Source organism: Amycolatopsis sp. NPDC004747 (assembly GCF_053601335.1).
In genome coordinates this window covers 242,537-257,814 of record NZ_JBSGBQ010000007.1, presented here as the reverse complement: position 1 = coordinate 257,814, position 15,278 = coordinate 242,537, and the positions used below count along the sequence as shown (strand labels likewise).

Genomic DNA, 15,278 nt, shown 5'->3' with positions numbered 1-15,278 from the left:
GGTGTCAGAGGAGTTCGGCGTCCTCCAGGGCGGAGAGTCGCTGGAGGAGGTCGGGTCGGTGCGCCAGGTGCTCATCGCGCTCCGGCTGGCGTAGTGAGACCGCTTGGTCGCGAAGCGCCTCGGGATATTCGTGCACGGGAACGCCTTTTTCGGCGAGGGCGCACCAAATCTCGGCTATTTGTTCGTGGGTCGGCAGGCCTCCGGTGAGCAGCTGTTCGAAAACCTTGAGCAGATATTCGTATTTCGAGCTTCTTGACAGCAACCTGAGAAACAGCTCCAGGTTCAGCAAACCCCTCGGTGGACCGATGGCTGAACTGAGTGCGTCGAGATTCGCCTGGATGTACTCAGTCGGTATGGTTGTGTCATTTACGAGCAGCTGAAGGATCAACGAGTCAAGCCAGCCCCACAAATCTCCCACGGATGGCCCGACTCCTGCTTCGGTGAAGCGGATGAGTCGGTCGTAGACGGCCATTCGCTCTTCGGTAGTTACTCGGTTGGCGTGGAAGCAGCAAGCTGCGAGCAGATCGGTGACGATGGCCGTCAGACCGCGGCGGGAGTCGGCCAGGTGGATGGAAAGCAACTCGGTGAGTGGCGACTCGGGTCCGCCGAGGACATTGACGGCGAGCAGCGTGTCGAAGTCCTGGATCAGTTCGGCCGTTCCCGCGAGGTTCGAAGGTATATCAAAGCTGAAGCCGTTGACTGTCGGCTCTGCGCCGTACGCCCACGACAGTTCGGAGTAGTCCTCTTCGAGAATTTCGGTGCCGCGGTGGTTCAACTTGACCGAGCGTTCGGGGTGGCGGCCGAGCCGGGACGCGACGAACAGCTGCGTGAGACTGGACCATTCTCCTGGCTTCAGCTGGGAGCGCAGGAGAGTCATGTGCTGCCGCCATGCTTCGACGTTGTCCGTGCTGTCGGGAAACAGCTCTGCCGAGGTGACGTTCGAACCGACGGTCATGAGCAGGAGAAGCAGGTTGGCGCTGTAGGTGGCCAGCCGCGCCGTGGGCGTCCCGGCTGCCGGCCGGTAGTCGTCGTAGAACAAATCAACGGGCGGCAGGTGCAGCGCGTGGAAGGCCGCCAAGAGAGCCGCGCGCATCTCGGCGTGCTCACCCACCGTCGTCCTGGTGACGAAATCCGAGAGGAAGTTCATCGTCGTGGTCCGGACCGACAGGAGCGAATGGGACAGGAGTGCTCGGAGAACGGCGTCGTCGATGCGGGAGGTCGTCGGAAAGCGGCGCGTGCGTTCGAACCGGGTGCGCTCGACCATGTCCAGCAGGCGTCGCCAGGTCTGGCGTACCACCAGGTACTCGCCGAAGGTGGCGTGCAGGAACTCGTACGAGCCCACGTCGGTGCCGTCGATGCTGGTCCGGGCGCGGTGGACGAAGAAGAACCGGCCTAGGGCGTCCTTGGCCGACCCAGCCAGTCGTTGATGACCTGAAGTGACTCCGGGCTGGCTTCCGGACGTGATCCCCAGTGCCGTGAGGTCTTCGGCGAGCTGGCTGTCGGTGATCCATTGGGCGCCCCGGTTGAACATGCCGAAGGCCACCACGGAGAGGGTCAGCAGTTCCCGTTCGACCTCGGGGTCGTCACCGGTCAACGTGCTGTCCGTCTTCGTCACCTCACGGTGGGCAAACCTGATCAGCAAGCGTTCGTAGAGCTCGGCCTCGCTCAGTTCCTCGCGTTCTGTGCTGAGGGCGCCGCTTTCCGCGTCGTAAATGGCAAGCATCAGCAACAGGAGGGGCTGGGAAGCCAGTTCGAGGTAAGCCTCGATGATTTCGAGGCTCAGGTGGTCGCGGCCCTGTCCGGACAGGTACCCGTCGTTGACGCGGTTCCAGACACCGACCCACTGCTCGATCTGGTCGATCTCGAACGGTTCCAGTCGGACCGCGATCGTGTTTCCGGGGATCCGCATGCGGTCGGCCACGGTGACCCGGCTGGTCACGATGACGGCGACGTGCCGTCCCTGGGTTTGCTCCACCTCCTGGAAGGCTTTCACCCGCAACAGGTAGTCGGACTTGCTCACGCCCGTCGCTTGGATCAGCTCGTCGAAGCCGTCGACGAGGACGACCAGGACCGAGTCGCCGGCGGCCCTGGCGAAGTCCGGCCAGGACACCGTCTCGTGCGTGGCCAGCCGGATCGCCTGTTCGATCTGCTCGTGGATGTTCACGTCGGCAGCGACGTCGCGCAGTGGTACCCGGACCGGCACGAAGTCCGGTGCGGGCAACTGTGCCGCTTGCACCTCGGTGAGTAGTGACTTTCCGGCGCCCGGATGACCGAGCACGACCAGCGGATTCACCAGAGCCCACGGGGTCGACAGATAGCCGAGCAGGAATTCGCCGAAATTTTCACGGAAGTCGATTCCGCTCCAGTAGTCTTCGTCGTTCACCGGAGTTTGGGTGTTTACTTCGGTCATCCGGAAATGCGGATCGATGTAGGCGCGCTCGACGGTCGGTGCGTCGAGGCCGTCGGGCAATTCCTCGGGTTTGAGAACCTTGCGCTTCAAGACCGCTCGGTTGGCTCGGATCAAGCCCTGCATGACGGGCGGGACCCGGTCGATCGGCTCGGCTCGGTCGAGCAGCTGCCGGACCGCGTCGTAGACGTTCTCAACGCGGTTGCGCGTGGCGCGTTGATTCGACAGGGTCAGCCAGATCGCGAACTCGGGGCAGTCGGTGGCGAGTCGTTGCATCGAGGATTCGAACTGCTCGACGGCAGACTGTGTCGCCGCCGACAACGACGAACCTATTTTGCTCTGAGTGAAGGCGTCGAGTGTGTTCCACAGCGGCTGCTGGGAAAGGAACGCGAGGAAGCTTTGACCGAGCTGGTCGTAGTACGCAGCCAATTGGTACCGCGCCTCCGCGCTGGCGGCGTGGATGCCGAGCACCGGCAGATCTGTGTTCAACACGATGCGGGTCACGTCAGCCAGAGACTTCGCCGTGAAATCGTCGAAGGCGAGACCGGTCGCGTCCTTGCGGGAAATTGCGGCGCCGTTGAACAAGAACGGCAGGTCCGCCTTCGCCAGCGCCTCGAAGTACGAGGTCACGACCAGCACACCGCGAGCCGCGTGCAGGCGCTGGATCCGGTCGAACTGGGTCAGCTTCTGCCGCTTGTCGACGCCTCTGGTCACGAGGTCGTTTGCGACCTTGGTCAGCTCGCTCTTGGCGTCTAAGATCGAGAGGAGACCGGACGCGACGGGGGTCGCGGCCAGCAGCAGCCCACCGAAGATCTTGTCCAGGGCGCTGACCAGTGCGTTGTTGCCGGGCCCGAGGATCTTGACTGCGTCGCGATAGGTTAGCCGGGTCACCCGAAATGCATACTGCACGCGTGATCGCCGGGGAAAAGCGGGTGCCCGACAACGGTGGGGGTGAGCCATCATCATGATCGCTAATGTTGCTTAAGAATCTTTAGCTGGAGTAACGCGTCGGCCGGTCATACGGTGACGGCGTGCTGCCTCTTCTCTTGGCCGGCTTCGGGACCGGTTTGTCGCTGATCGTTGCCATCGGCTCTCAGAATGCCTTCCTGCTCCAGCAAGGTCTGCGTGGCGGTGTCGTTGCGCCGCTGGTGGTCATCTGTGCCGTGTCGGATCTGGTGCTTATTGCGCTGGGGGTCAGTGGGGTTGGGGCCGTGCTGGGACGGTGGCCGGGTGCTGTCGGGGTTGTTGCCGTGGGGGGTGGGCTGTTCCTGCTCGGGTATGGGGTGCTGGCCGCGCGGCGGGCGTTGCGGCCCTCGGGTATGACCGTTGGTGAGGAACGGACGTCGCTGCGGAAGGCCGTTCTTGCCTGTTTTGCCTTTACCTGGCTCAACCCGCACGTCTACCTCGACACCGTTCTGCTGCTCGGTTCCGTCGCCGTGGCTCATGGGGAGGGGCGGTGGCTGTTCGGGCTGGGGGCCGGGGTGGCCAGTGCCGTCTGGTTCAGTGCGCTCGGGTTCGGCGCGCGACGGCTGGCCGGGGTGTTCGCCAAACCGATGGCGTGGCGTGTGCTCGACGTCGTGATCGCCGTGACCATGACCGGGCTGGGGGCCGGCCTGCTGCTCGGCGTGTGATCACCAGAGCGTCGAAGCCGGTGGGCGCTCCAAGTTCAGGAGGAATTCCTTGCGCTGGATCCCGCCGGCGTAGCCGGTCAGCTTTCCGCCCTTGCCGACCACGCGGTGGCAGGCCACCAGGATGCTCAGCGGGTTGCGGCCCACCGCCACGCCGACCTCGTGGGGCAACGCCTTCAAAGCGCGCGCGAGGTCGCCGTACGTTGCCGTTGCTCCGTACGGGATCGACGCGATCTCCGTCCACACCGCGCGGTCGAAATCGGGGCCGGTGGCGCGCATCGGGACGTCGAACGCGGTGCGTTGGCCGGCGAAGTACTCCTTCAGCTGCCGGGCCGCCTCGGGGAACGCCGTGTCTTCGCGGTCGCCGAACGTCGTGCGGTCCGGGCGGGTCCAGTGGTTCGGGAAGTACAGGCCGGTCACGACGTCGTCGTCGCCGACCACGGTCAGGGGGCCGATCGGGGAATCCAGTACCGCGTGCTTCATGGGGTCTCCCAGGTTGTGCCGTCCGGGTGGACGCCGCGCAGGCCGGGAACCGGGTCGCCGGCCGGCGCGGAGGTGGCGAACGTCCGATGTGGACTCCAGGACGTCGAGAGCAGCAGCCGCCGGGCCATGCCCGCCCAGCCCGCCGGGGTTGCGCTGACGACCCACGCGTCCGGCTCCGGTGCCGCGAAGCGACGGGCCTGGCGCAGCCACGACGCCGCCGTCTCGGGCCAGGTCACCGTGGCCAGCACCGGGCCGCCCCACTCCTCGGCGATCCGCGCCGCGTCCGGCCGGGACGCGGAGTCCGTGCCGATCACGATGTGGCGCGCTCGGCCGAGCAGGCCCAGCAGCGCTTCGAGCTCGAGCGAAGTCATGCCGCGTCGTGGAACACGAGGCCGAGGCTGTGGCGGCGGCCCGAGCGAACCACCGACACGCCGTGGCGGACCGGGGCCGCCGACCAGCCGCGGGCCGAGCGGACCGGCCTGTCCCGGGTGGTGAACACCAGGCCGTGGCCCTGCGGGATGAGCGTTGCCGTGGCGCGGGACTGCGCGCGTGGCCGCTGCTCCACCAGGAGGAACTCACCGCCCGTGTGGTCGGTGCCCGGGTCGTTGAGGTTGATCACCACCTGCAGCGGGAACACCTTTTCGCCGTAGAGATCGCGGTGCAGGGCGTTCCAGCCGCCCGTCTCGTAGCGCAGCAGGATCGGTGTCGGCCGCGGCTGCCCCGCGGCATGGCACACGGCCAGCCACTCGTCCAATGTGGACGGCCACTCGGCCTCCCGGCCGAGCCGGGCGGACCAGTCCTGCGCGATCGGCAGCAGCCGCGGGTAGAGCGCTTGCCGCAGGCGCTCCACCGGTTCGGGAAAGGGGGACGCGAAATAGCGATAGTCGCCGTTGTCCCCGAAACGGTGCCGGCGCAGGTTCACTGTCGCCCGGAAGTGCGACGGCTCGTCCCACAGCGCCGCCAGCCGCGCGCACTCGGCCGGGGTCAGCAACTGCGGCAGGAGCGCGCAGCCGTAGTCGTCGACCTCCGCGGCCACCGCGGCCCAGTCGGCCGTGGCGACGCGGTCTTCGAACGTGGTCACGCCGCCTCCATCGTCAGCAGGACCCGCTTGGCTTCTTCGCCGCCGGCGTACTGGCCGTACGAGCCGTCGGAGCGGACCACGCGGTGGCACGGCAGCACCACCGGCAGCGGGTTGAGTGCGCACGCCGTCCCGACTGCGCGGACCGCCTTGGGGCTGCCGGCCGCCGCTGCCACCTGGGCGTAGCTTTCCGTGTTGCCGTAGGCGATCTCCCGCAGGTGATCCAGTACCGCTCGGCGGAAGCCCCGCGCCAGGCGGAGGTCCAGCGGGACGTCGAACGTGTGCCGCTCGCCCTCGAAGTACTCGTCGAGCTGGCGGGCCACCGCCTCGAGGCGGCCGGGGGCGCGCAGGATGCGCGGGCTGATCGCCGCCGCCAGGTCGGCCAGCACGGCGTCGTGGCCCTGGCGGTCGAAGGCCACCTTCACCAGCCCCTGCTCGGTCGCCGCCAGCAGGAGCGGGCCGACCGGGGAGTCGACCGTGTGGTAGGCGACGTCGAGCAAGCCCTGGCGGGAAGCGTCGGCGACGAGCCGCTCGTGCATCACGCGCGAGTCGAGCAGGAATTCGTCGCCGGAGAACCGGAACATGTCGATCATGAGTGCGCTCCTTCCAGGGGATAGCCCGCCCGCAGCGCCTTGACGCCGTCGGCGGCCGCGCGGCGGGCCGCTTCGGCGGTGCCTCCGGTGATCTCGGCGATTTCGCGGTACGGCAGCCCGCCGAGGTAGTGGTAGGCGACGGCGAGGCGCTGCTTGTCCGGCAGCCTCGCCAGCGCGTCCCACAGGTCGCCGTTCCACGCGTCCGCGCGGCCCGGCCGGTCCGGGACCTCGCCGACCGGGACCGGACGCCGGGCCTGCGCCCGGGTGACATCGACGGCCTTGCGGTGCGCGATCGTGACCAGCCACGCTTGGACGTTCGCGTCCGCGGGCAGCTCCGGGTACGCCTTCAACGCCGCCAGGAAGGTTTCCGACCAGGCGTCTTCGGCGTCGGCCTGCCCGAGCAGGGCCCGGCAGACCCGGAGGACCATTGGCCCGTGCTCGGTGACGACTTGCTCGAACGGTTTCACGATCACACCAGGTAGACGTCCGGGGCCGCCGGAACGTGAGGTCACATTTTCGCGGTTCCGGTCACGACCGTCGCGCCCAGCTCGTCGCAGGAGTGCACGCGCGGCGACAACCCCGCCGCGGCAAGGATTTCCGCGAGCACCGGCGCCTGCCGCTCGCTCGATTCGATCAGCAGGGTCCCGCCCGGGGACAGCCAGTCCGGCGCGCCCGCGGCGACCCGGCGGGCGAGGTCGAGGCCGTCCGCGCCGCCGTCGAGCGCCACCAGCGGCTCGTGCAGACGCGCTTCCGGCGGCATCGTCGCGACCGCGTCCGAAGGCACGTACGGCACGTTCGCCAGGAGCACCGAGACCCGGCCGCGCAGGGACGGCGGCAGCGCGTCGTAAAGGTCGCCCTGGTGCACGGCGGCGTCCGGGAGGTTCAGCCGCGCGCACTCGACCGCGGCGGGCTCGACGTCGGCGGCGTGCAGCTCACGCGGCCGGAGCGCCGCGGCGAACGCGGCCCCCAGCGCCCCGGAGCCGCAGCACAGGTCGACCACCACCGGATCCGGCGGCGCGAGCGAGACGGCGACGTCGACCAGGTACCCGGTGCGGTGCCGCGGCACGAACACCCCGGGCCGCACGGTGACGCGCAGGCCGTGAAACTCCGCCCAGCCCAGCAGGTGTTCCAGCGGCAGCCCGGCGACGCGGCGTTCGACGAGCGCGCCGAGTTCCGCGGGGGTCGTGGCGGCGGCGACGAGGAGATCGGCCTCGTCCTCGGCGAACACGCAGCCCGCGGCGCGCAGCCGGGAAACGACGGTGTCAGTGTCCAACGGGGAAGGAGCCTACAAGACCTGCACCGCGTCCCCGACGTTCAGCCCGTCGAAGAACGCCGCCGAATCGGCATCGCTCAGGTGGACGCAGCCGTGCGAGGGCGCGTCGAGCGGTCCGGCGTGGAAGGCGATGCCGCCGGCGGCGAAGAACACCGAGTTGGGCATGTCGGTGCCGTACTCGCTGCTGCGGTGCTCGCGGTCCTTCCACACGACGTGGAACGACCCGGCGGGTGTCGCCTGGTCGGGCGGCCCGAACCCGGCCGGGACCGGGCCGCGCACCACCTGGCCGTCCCGCAGCAGCCAGGCCAGCCGCTGCGCCAGGCTCACGCAGGCGCCCGTCGGGACCGCGCACGGCGGCGCGGGCGGGGGAGTGGTCGTGGGAGTGGCCGTGGCCGGAGGCGTGGTGGTCGGCGGCACCGGCTCGGCGATCGGGCTCGGCGTCGTGGCGCGCGGTGCCGAGCAGGCCGCGGTGACCAGCACCGCGGCCAGCAGTGACACCGCTCCGGTCCCGCGCATCCGTCATCCCCTCGCCGAAAGCCCTGCCGGGGATCAGTACGGGTGAACGGCCCCGAAGGTTGAGCGCGAGTGGATTACCCCGATCGACGGACGGCTATTCCTGCGGCACCGCGACCACCCACCGCTCGGGACGCCGGCGCAGGTACCCCCACCAGTACAGCGCCGACACCACCAGCACCCCGGCGGTGATGCCGAGGTCGAGCGCCTTCTGCTCGACCAGGACGTAGGCGAGCGCCGCGACGGCGAGCACCGGCACGACCGGCCAGGCCGGCATCCGCCACACGTGCGGCTTCCGGTGCGCCGCCCGGCGCGCGCCGAGCGCGGCGGCCGCGACGCTCAGGTAGAGCGCGACGACGGCGACCCCGGTGACGCCGCTCAGCGTGTCCACCGGCACGAAGCAGAGGACGGCCTCGGACAGCCCGACCACGAGCGTCGCGACCCAGGGCGCGCCGAACCGCTCGCTCACCACGCTCATCGCGCGGTTCACCGGGGCCGGCCACGCCTGGTCGCGCGCCGAGGCGTAGAGCACGCGCGAGTTCTGGATGACCATGACGATCACGGCGTTCACGATCGCCGCCGCGATGCACAGGCTGATCGCCACCCCGACGGCGCTGCCGCTCCAGCCGGTGACCAGCGCCGTCAGGTCGACGCCGGCGAGCGCGGCGGTGTCCGGCACGGCCAGCGTGATCGCCACGACCGGGACGAGGAGGACGACGGCGCTGATGCCGAGCGTCCAGAACACCGTCCGCGCCACGGTCCGCCGCGGCTCCCGCATCTCCTCGGCCAGGTAGACGGCCGTGCTGAAGCCCTGGGTCACGAACAACGCGACGGCGAGCCCGGTGACGACGGCGATCAGCCCGATCCCGCTCGTGCCGAGTTCCGGCTTGACCAGCACGGCCGGGCTCTGCGTGGTGTGGGTGAAGCCGAGCAGGGACACCACGAAGATCGCGACGATCTCGATGACCAGGAAGATCCCGGTGATCCAGGCGTTGGAGCGCAGGTTAAGCAGTCCCATCACGGTGCCGGCGAGCATGACGAGCGCGCCGGCCACCGCCGGGCTGACGTCGAGGACGGGGGCGAGGTAGTCGGCGACGCCGATCGCGATGATCGGCGGCACCACGAGGATGACGACGAACGACAGCATGAACGTCAGCCAGCCGGCGAACCGGTTCGCCACCGTCGTCACCATGGCGTACTCGCCGCCGGCGCTCGGCACCAGCGTGCCGAGTTCGGAGTAGCAGAAGGCGATCCCGACGCAGAGCAGCACCGCCAGGGCGATGGCGAGCGCGGTGCCGGTGCCGAGGTCGGCGAACAGCCCGGGGACGAGGACGAACAGCGACGACGCCGGCGTCACGCAGCTGAGCGTCAGCAGCGTGCCGCCGCCGACGCCGATGGACCGGCTGAGCGTGCGGGGCGTCGCGGCGGTGGCGGTGGTGGCGACGTGGGGCGGGGCGGGAGTGCGGGGCACGGGCGTTCCCTCCGGCCGGGAGCAGGGTGCGACGGATGGAACAGCACCGATTCGGTGTTGTCAACGCGCCTTTGACGACCGAAATCGTTGTCTGAGCCGGCTGGGTCATTCGGATTCGGTCACTCAACGTCACGGGCGTGGCGGGTTTGCCTGGCGTTGCCCGCGTCGGGGATGATCCGGGGCGTGAGCAGCCAGGACCCGACCGGACGGCCCGCCCCGCCGGTGCTCGACGACATCTCGCGGCAGATCATCGCGCAGCTGCAGGAGGACGGGCGGCGCGCGTACGCGACGATCGGCAAGGCCGTCGGCCTGTCCGAGGCGGCGGTCCGGCAGCGGGTGCAGCGGCTGTCCGACTCCGGCGTCATCCAGATCGTCGCCGTCTCGGATCCCTTGCAGGTCGGGCTGTTCCGGCAGGCGATGATCGCGATCACGGTCGACGGACCGCTGGAACCGGTCGGCGACGCACTGGCCGAACTGGACGAGATCGCCTACGTCATCCTCTGCGCCGGGCGCTACGACCTGCTGTGCGAGGCCGTCTGCGCCGACGACGAGGCGCTGCTCCAGCTGATCTCGACGCGGATCCGCGCCCTCCCCGGCGTCCGGCACGCGGAGGTGATGGTCTACCTCAAGCTGCGGAAGCAGACCTACCAGTGGGGCACTCGCTGACCGTGACGACTAAATCCGAAGGTTGAAGCCGAAAAGGGATCATGAATTAGTCGTCCAAGTTCGTCTGGACGACTGAATCGCTTGCGCTGGACGGCTGGCGCGTGCGATAACCGGGGTATGACCACTACCGCCGACCAGGCCCAGGCCGCCCGCCGCAACCTGTGGATGCACTTCACCCGGCACTCCGCCTTCGACGAGACCGACGTCCCGGTGATCGTGCGCGGCGAAGGGCCCTACATCTGGGACGCCCGCGGCCGGCGCTACCTGGACGGGCTCGCCGGGCTGTTCGCCGTGCAGGTCGGCCACGGCCGCGAGGAACTCGCCGAGGCCGCGGCGCGGCAGACCAAGCAGCTCGCGTACTTCCCGCTGTGGGGGCACGCGCACCCGGCGGCGATCGAGCTGGCCTCGCGGCTGGCCGACGCCTCACCCGGCGACCTGAACCGCGTGTTCTTCACCGTGAGCGGGGGAGAGTCGGTCGAGACGGCGTGGAAGCTGGCCAAGCAGTACTTCAAGCTGACCGGGAAACCCGGCAAGCACAAGGTGGTCAGCCGCGCGCTGGCCTACCACGGGACGTCGCAGGGCGCGCTGTCGATCACCGGCATCCCGGGCGCGAAGGCGGACTTCGAGCCGCTCGTGCCGAGCACCCTGCGCGTGCCGAACACGAATTTCTACCGCGCGCCCGAGCACGCCGACGACTACGAGGCCTACGGCCGCTGGGCCGCCGACCAGATCGAGCAGGCGATCGAGTTCGAGGGGGCGGACACCGTCGCCGCGGTGTTCCTGGAGCCGGTGCAGAACACGGGCGGGTGTTTCGTCCCGCCGCCGGGGTACTTCGCGCGGGTCCGCGAAATCTGCGACCGGCACGACGTCCTGCTGGTGTCCGACGAGGTGATCTGCGCGTTCGGCCGGGTGGGCCACGACTTCGCGGCCAAGCGGTACGGCTACCAGCCGGACATCATCACCACCGCGAAGGGGCTGACGTCCGGGTACGCGCCACTGGGCGCGGTGCTGGCTTCGGAGCGGCTGATGGAGCCGTTCACCCGGGGCGCGACGACCTTCATGCACGGCTCCACCTACGGCGGGCACCCGGTGTCGTGCGCGGTGGCGCTGGCGAACCTCGACCTGATGGAGCGGGAGGACCTCTACGGCCACGTGCTGCGGCGGGAGGACGCCTTCCGGTCCACCCTCGACCGGTTGACGGACCTGCCGATCGTCGGGGACGTCCGGGGCGCGGGGTTCTTCTACGGGATCGAGCTGGTGAAGGACAAGGCGACCAAGGAGACGTTCTCGGCCGAGGAGTCGGAGCGCGTCCTGCGGGGCTTCCTGTCCGAGGCGCTGTTCGAGGGCGGGTTGTACTGCCGGGCCGACGATCGCGCCGAGCCGGTGGTGCAGCTGTCGCCGCCGCTGGTGTGCGACCAGGCGCAGTTCGACGAGATGGAGGAGATCCTGCGCGACGCGCTCACCCAGGCGTGGAAGCTGCTGTAGGGTTTTCGGTCCTCGCCGGCCGGGACCCGTGGCCGTGCGCGCGCCGTCGCCGCACAACACCAGCCCTGGCGGTTCGCCGCCGACCCGGCCCGGATGACCGGCCGCCGCCCGGTCCACGAGGTGCTGACCCGCCGGACCACGGCCCGCTGACGGGCGGCAGGTGCGCTTCGAGGACGCTAGGGGCGCACCCCTTCGGCGAGGACGACGTCGGCGAGGTTGTCCATCGCCCGGGTCAGGTCGGTGCGGAGCCCCGCGGCGACGACGCGGTGGACCAGCGGCCCGAGCGGACCGAGGCCGAGGCGGTAGTGGACGGCGTAGGTCATGAGCGTGCTTTCGCTGCCGTCGCCGCGGGTGATCGGCTCGAACTCGAACACGTTGGTCAGGTCCTGCAGCGGCGCGAAGCCGACACCCGTGTCCACGCGGCGGGCCGGCGGCTGGATCTCACGGACCGTCCAAACGGACCGCGTGGTCAGCGGGCCGAGGGACCTGTTGCGCTCGCGGTAGGTCCCGCCGATCTCGGCGGTGCCGTGGTGGTCGGTCACCTCGAGGACGGTCGGGACCCACTCGGCGTAGCGGTGGGTCGCGGCGATCACCTCCCACACGCGCCGCACCGGGTGGGGGATGATCGCCTGCTCGGAAACGGTGTAGTCGCGCACCTTCGTCCCCTCTACCCGTGGGCGAGGACGGCGCGGGCGGCGGTTTCGCCGGAGCGGACCGCGCCGTCCATGTAGCCGTTCCAGTGGTCCGCGTGCTCGGCGCCGGCCCAGTGCACCCGGCCGAACGGCCGGTCGCGCCAGTGCCCGAGCCCGGTGAGGACGCCGGGGCCGACGACGGAGGTGGGTCCGCCGCGCGTCCACTCCTCGCCGGTCCAGTCCTGCTCGAAGTAGTCGACGGGCCGCAGGGCGTCCTTCCCGGCGACGGTGGCGAAGGCCCGGAGGACGGCGGCGCGCCGTTCCCGGGGCGGCCGGGCTGCCCAGGCGTGCCACTGGGGCCCGCCGAGGAATCCCATGAGGACACCGGGGCCGCCGTCGGGCGGGGTGTTGTCGAACATCGAGCAGATCGTCGAGCCGCGCCGGAACACGCCCTGGCCGCTGAGCCCGTCCGCGCGCCAGAACGGTTCGGGGTAAACGGCTTCGCACTTCATGAGCGCCCCGAAGGTCATCCGGGAGAACAGCGCGTCCTGCTGCGGCGGCAGCAGCGGCCGCCAGTCGATCCGCGTGGCCAGCACGGGCGGGACGGCGACCACGACGTGCCGGGCGCGCCAGGTGTCCACATCGGACTTCACGATGACTTCGGAGCCGTCCTGCTCGATCGCGCGCACCGGGGCACCCAGCACGACGCGGCCGTCGAGCTCCTCGGCGACCCGCGTGGAGATCAGCTGGGAGCCGCCGGCGAACCGGCTTTCCTGCGCGCCGCCGGCCACCGCGAAGCCGCGCTGGAGCGTGCCGGGCGTGACTTCGTTGCCGAAAGCGGCGACGTACCAAAGGCTGTAGAGCAGCGACGCGTCGGCCGCCGAGCCGCCGTAGGCCGAACCGAGGAGCACGTTGACCAGGTCGAGGGCGCCGGAACCCGCCGTGGTGCGGCGGATCCAGCCTTCGAACGTCATGCCGTCCCACTGCCGGGCCTTGGGGGCCCGCCAGGGTGCGTCGAGCGGGATTTCGCCGACGAGCTGGTCGATCCGGCGCATCGCCACGCCGAGGTCGGGCAGCGCGAGCAGGTCCGGCGGGATGTCGCCGCCGTACCGGCGGGTCCGCGTGCCGCTGACGTAGACCGCGTCGCCCCGGTCGTAGGCGGGGAAGGTGCCGACGCCGACCTGCTTGGCCAGCGCGAGGACGTGGTCCTGCGTGGGGCCGACGAACTGCCCGCCCGCCTCCACCACCCTGCCGTCGCCGAGGTCGTGGTTCACCGTGCGGCCGCCGACCCGGTCGCGGGCTTCCAGGACGACGACGTCCCGGCCTGCGGCCGTCAGCGCGCGGGCGGTGGTGAGGCCCGCCAGGCCCGCCCCGACCACGACGACGTCAGTGCGGCGCATCGGTGGTCTCCAGCGACGGCGTGGCCGCGGCGAAGGCGTCGGCGGCGGCGAGGTCGAACTCGCCGTGGTCGCTGCCCAGCCCCTGGGCGACCAGGGCCGCGGCGGCGGAGCCGAGCACGGCCGCGTCCCGCGGGGAACGGCCGAGGCCGACGCCGCGGAGGAATCCGGCGGAGAAGGCGTCGCCGCAGCCGGTGGTGTCGACGACGTCGACCGCGAAGGCGGGGACGGCGACCACCTCGTCCGCCGTGATCACCAGCGCGCCGCGGGCGTCCCGGGTGACGGCGACGCAGCCGACGCCGTGGGCGAGCAACGCGCGAGCGCCGTCTTCGAGCGTCTCGGCGCCGGTGAGCCCGAGGACCTGCTGTTCGTTGGGCAGCAGGTAGTCGAGCCGGGACAGCGCGGGCGCGATCCAGGCCAGGACGCCGGGGTCGCCGGGGGCGAGCAGGTCGGCCGAAGTGACCACGCCGGCCGCGCGGGCGGCGGAGAGGATCTTCGCGGCGTTTTCCCCGCCCATCAGCTCGGGGGCGCCGAGGTGCAGGTGGGTGGCACGGGCGAGGTCGGCTTGCGCGATGTCGTCCGGCCCGTAGGTGAGGTTGGCGCCGGGGACGTGGAAGGCGGGACGGCTGCCATCCGGGCGGATGGGCAGCACCGACGCCGAAGTCTGCACGCCCGCGCGGCGGACCACCAGCGACGTGTCGATGCCGTGCCCGGCCAGCATGGCCAGCAGCAGGTCGCCGATGGGGTCGGTGCCGATCGCGCCGGCGGTGCGCACGGCCGCGCCGAGCTTGGCCAGGGTCAGCGCGGTGCCGGCGGCGGTGCCGGCCGGGCCGAAGCGGATCTGCTCGACCAGGGCCGCGCCTTGCCCGTCCGGGATGGCCTCGACCGGCCGGACCTGCACGTCGAACACGTGCGCGCCGAGTGTGATCACCGTTTGCGTCACAGATCCTCCTCGATCCGTCGGGTGCTGCCGTAACCGCGCCGCAGGGCGGCTTCGATCACCGCGGTCTGCTGGGCGGCGTCCAGGGCCCGGGGGGTGCCGATGGCCGCGGCGTTCCGGTAGAGCTCGCAGGCCCACTCGAGCAGCAGGGCGTTGTCCACCGCTGCCTGGAGCCCCGGGCCGTGCACCACCGCGCCGTGGTTGGCCAGCAGCGCCGCCGACTTGCCTTCGAGCGCGGTCCACACGTGCTCGGCCAGCTCGTCGCTGCCGAAGACGGCGAACGGCGCGACCCGCACCGCCCCGCCCAGCAGGAGCTGCTGGTAGTGCACGCACGGGAGCTCGTCGAGGACCAGGGACACCGCGGTCGCCTGCGGCGAGTGCGTGTGCACGACCGCCCCGGCGCTCCAGCGGCGGTAGATCCCGAGGTGCAGCTCGAGTTCCGACGTCGGCATGAGGTCTCCGGCGACCACGGTGCCGTCGAGGTCGACCACGGTGACCTGGTCCGGAGTGGCCTTCCCGAGCACGACGCCGGTCGCGGTCACCGCCACGTGCTCGCCGGCGCGCACGCTCACGTTGCCGGCGGTGCCGATCAGCAGCCCGGCCGCGGCGAGGTCGTGGCAAGCCGCGACCACGGCCTGCCGCTCGGCCCGCAGGAGCCCGGTCTCCGGAGTCATCGGCTCAGCGTAGGCTAAACATGAAACAAAGTCACGTT

Annotated in this window: 16 protein-coding genes; 3 read left to right on the top strand and 13 right to left on the bottom strand. The window is 70.6% G+C overall.

All coding sequences use genetic code 11. The features are described from left to right. Window positions 1–4: 4 nt before the first annotated feature. Window positions 5–3,298 (bottom strand): NACHT domain-containing protein, encoded by a 3,294-nt coding sequence (locus tag ACWEGE_RS14120; protein ID WP_449660842.1) that lies wholly within the window; start codon window positions 3,296–3,298, stop codon window positions 5–7. A 140-nt stretch (window positions 3,299–3,438) separates the two neighbouring features. Here ACWEGE_RS14120 and ACWEGE_RS14115 point away from each other — a divergent pair, with 140 nt between their 5' ends. Next, window positions 3,439–4,038, top strand: a complete 600-nt coding sequence (locus ACWEGE_RS14115) for a LysE/ArgO family amino acid transporter (RefSeq protein ID WP_449660841.1) — start codon at window positions 3,439–3,441, stop codon at window positions 4,036–4,038. Here ACWEGE_RS14115 and ACWEGE_RS14110 read toward each other — a convergent pair whose 3' ends face one another. The 8 genes from ACWEGE_RS14110 to ACWEGE_RS14075 all read right to left on the bottom strand — a co-directional run bounded on the left by ACWEGE_RS14110 (window position 4,039) and on the right by ACWEGE_RS14075 (window position 9,446). After that, window positions 4,039–4,518, bottom strand: coding sequence for a methylated-DNA--[protein]-cysteine S-methyltransferase (locus tag ACWEGE_RS14110; protein WP_449660840.1), 480 nt, complete (start codon window positions 4,516–4,518; stop codon window positions 4,039–4,041). Next, the gene (locus ACWEGE_RS14105; RefSeq protein ID WP_449660839.1) at window positions 4,515–4,889 is read right to left on the bottom strand and encodes a hypothetical protein; all 375 of its coding nucleotides are present in this window, start codon (window positions 4,887–4,889) and stop codon (window positions 4,515–4,517) included. Before ACWEGE_RS14105 ends, ACWEGE_RS14110 begins: the two co-directional genes overlap by 4 nt. Next, a complete protein-coding gene (locus tag ACWEGE_RS14100) occupies window positions 4,886–5,599 on the bottom strand; it encodes a 2OG-Fe(II) oxygenase (RefSeq protein WP_449660838.1) in 714 nt (237 codons plus the stop codon). Before ACWEGE_RS14100 ends, ACWEGE_RS14105 begins: the two co-directional genes overlap by 4 nt. Beyond that, window positions 5,596–6,189 carry a methylated-DNA--[protein]-cysteine S-methyltransferase gene (locus ACWEGE_RS14095; protein ID WP_449660837.1) on the bottom strand — a complete coding sequence of 198 codons (594 nt, stop codon included), beginning with the start codon at window positions 6,187–6,189 and terminating at the stop codon, window positions 5,596–5,598. Before ACWEGE_RS14095 ends, ACWEGE_RS14100 begins: the two co-directional genes overlap by 4 nt. Beyond that, window positions 6,186–6,662, bottom strand: a complete 477-nt coding sequence (locus ACWEGE_RS14090; RefSeq protein ID WP_449660836.1) for an RNA polymerase sigma factor — start codon at window positions 6,660–6,662, stop codon at window positions 6,186–6,188. The genes ACWEGE_RS14095 and ACWEGE_RS14090 overlap by 4 nt, the downstream gene beginning before the upstream one ends. 35 nt (window positions 6,663–6,697) lie before the next feature. Further along, window positions 6,698–7,462, bottom strand: coding sequence for a putative protein N(5)-glutamine methyltransferase (locus ACWEGE_RS14085; protein ID WP_449660835.1), 765 nt, complete (start codon window positions 7,460–7,462; stop codon window positions 6,698–6,700). A gap of 12 nt (window positions 7,463–7,474) precedes the next feature. Continuing rightward, a complete protein-coding gene (locus ACWEGE_RS14080) occupies window positions 7,475–7,978 on the bottom strand; it encodes a L,D-transpeptidase (RefSeq protein ID WP_449660834.1) in 504 nt (167 codons plus the stop codon). A 94-nt stretch (window positions 7,979–8,072) separates the two neighbouring features. Next, a complete protein-coding gene (locus ACWEGE_RS14075) occupies window positions 8,073–9,446 on the bottom strand; it encodes an APC family permease (RefSeq protein WP_449660833.1) in 1,374 nt (457 codons plus the stop codon). A gap of 171 nt (window positions 9,447–9,617) precedes the next feature. Between ACWEGE_RS14075 and ACWEGE_RS14070 the strand changes: the two genes are divergently transcribed. Both ACWEGE_RS14070 and ACWEGE_RS14065 read left to right on the top strand, forming a co-directional pair. Then, window positions 9,618–10,112 (top strand): Lrp/AsnC family transcriptional regulator, encoded by a 495-nt coding sequence (locus tag ACWEGE_RS14070; protein WP_014467079.1) that lies wholly within the window; start codon window positions 9,618–9,620, stop codon window positions 10,110–10,112. Window positions 10,113–10,229: 117 nt separating this feature from the next. Then, window positions 10,230–11,597 (top strand): aspartate aminotransferase family protein, encoded by a 1,368-nt coding sequence (locus ACWEGE_RS14065; protein WP_449660832.1) that lies wholly within the window; start codon window positions 10,230–10,232, stop codon window positions 11,595–11,597. A gap of 176 nt (window positions 11,598–11,773) precedes the next feature. Here ACWEGE_RS14065 and ACWEGE_RS14060 read toward each other — a convergent pair whose 3' ends face one another. Genes ACWEGE_RS14060 through ACWEGE_RS14045 form a run of 4 tightly spaced genes read right to left on the bottom strand, consistent with a single transcriptional unit; the run spans window position 11,774 to window position 15,240 of the window. After that, the gene (locus tag ACWEGE_RS14060) at window positions 11,774–12,253 is read right to left on the bottom strand and encodes an SRPBCC family protein (RefSeq protein WP_449660831.1); all 480 of its coding nucleotides are present in this window, start codon (window positions 12,251–12,253) and stop codon (window positions 11,774–11,776) included. A gap of 11 nt (window positions 12,254–12,264) precedes the next feature. Continuing rightward, complete coding sequence (locus ACWEGE_RS14055; protein WP_449660830.1) at window positions 12,265–13,629, bottom strand: flavin monoamine oxidase family protein; 1,365 nt, start codon at window positions 13,627–13,629, stop codon at window positions 12,265–12,267. Beyond that, window positions 13,616–14,569 carry a carbohydrate kinase family protein gene (locus ACWEGE_RS14050; protein WP_449660829.1) on the bottom strand — a complete coding sequence of 318 codons (954 nt, stop codon included), beginning with the start codon at window positions 14,567–14,569 and terminating at the stop codon, window positions 13,616–13,618. The genes ACWEGE_RS14055 and ACWEGE_RS14050 overlap by 14 nt, the downstream gene beginning before the upstream one ends. After that, on the bottom strand, window positions 14,566–15,240 hold the full coding sequence (locus ACWEGE_RS14045; protein ID WP_449660828.1) for a class II aldolase/adducin family protein: 675 nt from the start codon (window positions 15,238–15,240) through the stop codon (window positions 14,566–14,568). Before ACWEGE_RS14045 ends, ACWEGE_RS14050 begins: the two co-directional genes overlap by 4 nt. Window positions 15,241–15,278: the final 38 nt, after the last annotated feature.

Bases quoted from the DNA above. Each gene is read 5' to 3' on its own strand.
- ACWEGE_RS14095 (WP_449660837.1), bottom strand. From the start codon at position 6,189: ATGATCGACATGTTCCGGTTCTCCGGCGACGAATTCCTGCTCGACTCG.
- ACWEGE_RS14105 (WP_449660839.1), bottom strand. From the start codon at position 4,889: ATGACTTCGCTCGAGCTCGAAGCGCTGCTGGGCCTGCTCGGCCGAGCG.
- ACWEGE_RS14065 (WP_449660832.1), top strand. From the start codon at position 10,230: ATGACCACTACCGCCGACCAGGCCCAGGCCGCCCGCCGCAACCTGTGG.
- ACWEGE_RS14055 (WP_449660830.1), bottom strand. From the start codon at position 13,629: ATGCGCCGCACTGACGTCGTCGTGGTCGGGGCGGGCCTGGCGGGCCTC.
- ACWEGE_RS14080 (WP_449660834.1), bottom strand. From the start codon at position 7,978: ATGCGCGGGACCGGAGCGGTGTCACTGCTGGCCGCGGTGCTGGTCACC.
- ACWEGE_RS14110 (WP_449660840.1), bottom strand. From the start codon at position 4,518: ATGAAGCACGCGGTACTGGATTCCCCGATCGGCCCCCTGACCGTGGTC.
- ACWEGE_RS14070 (WP_014467079.1), top strand. From the start codon at position 9,618: ATGATCCGGGGCGTGAGCAGCCAGGACCCGACCGGACGGCCCGCCCCG.
- ACWEGE_RS14045 (WP_449660828.1), bottom strand. From the start codon at position 15,240: ATGACTCCGGAGACCGGGCTCCTGCGGGCCGAGCGGCAGGCCGTGGTC.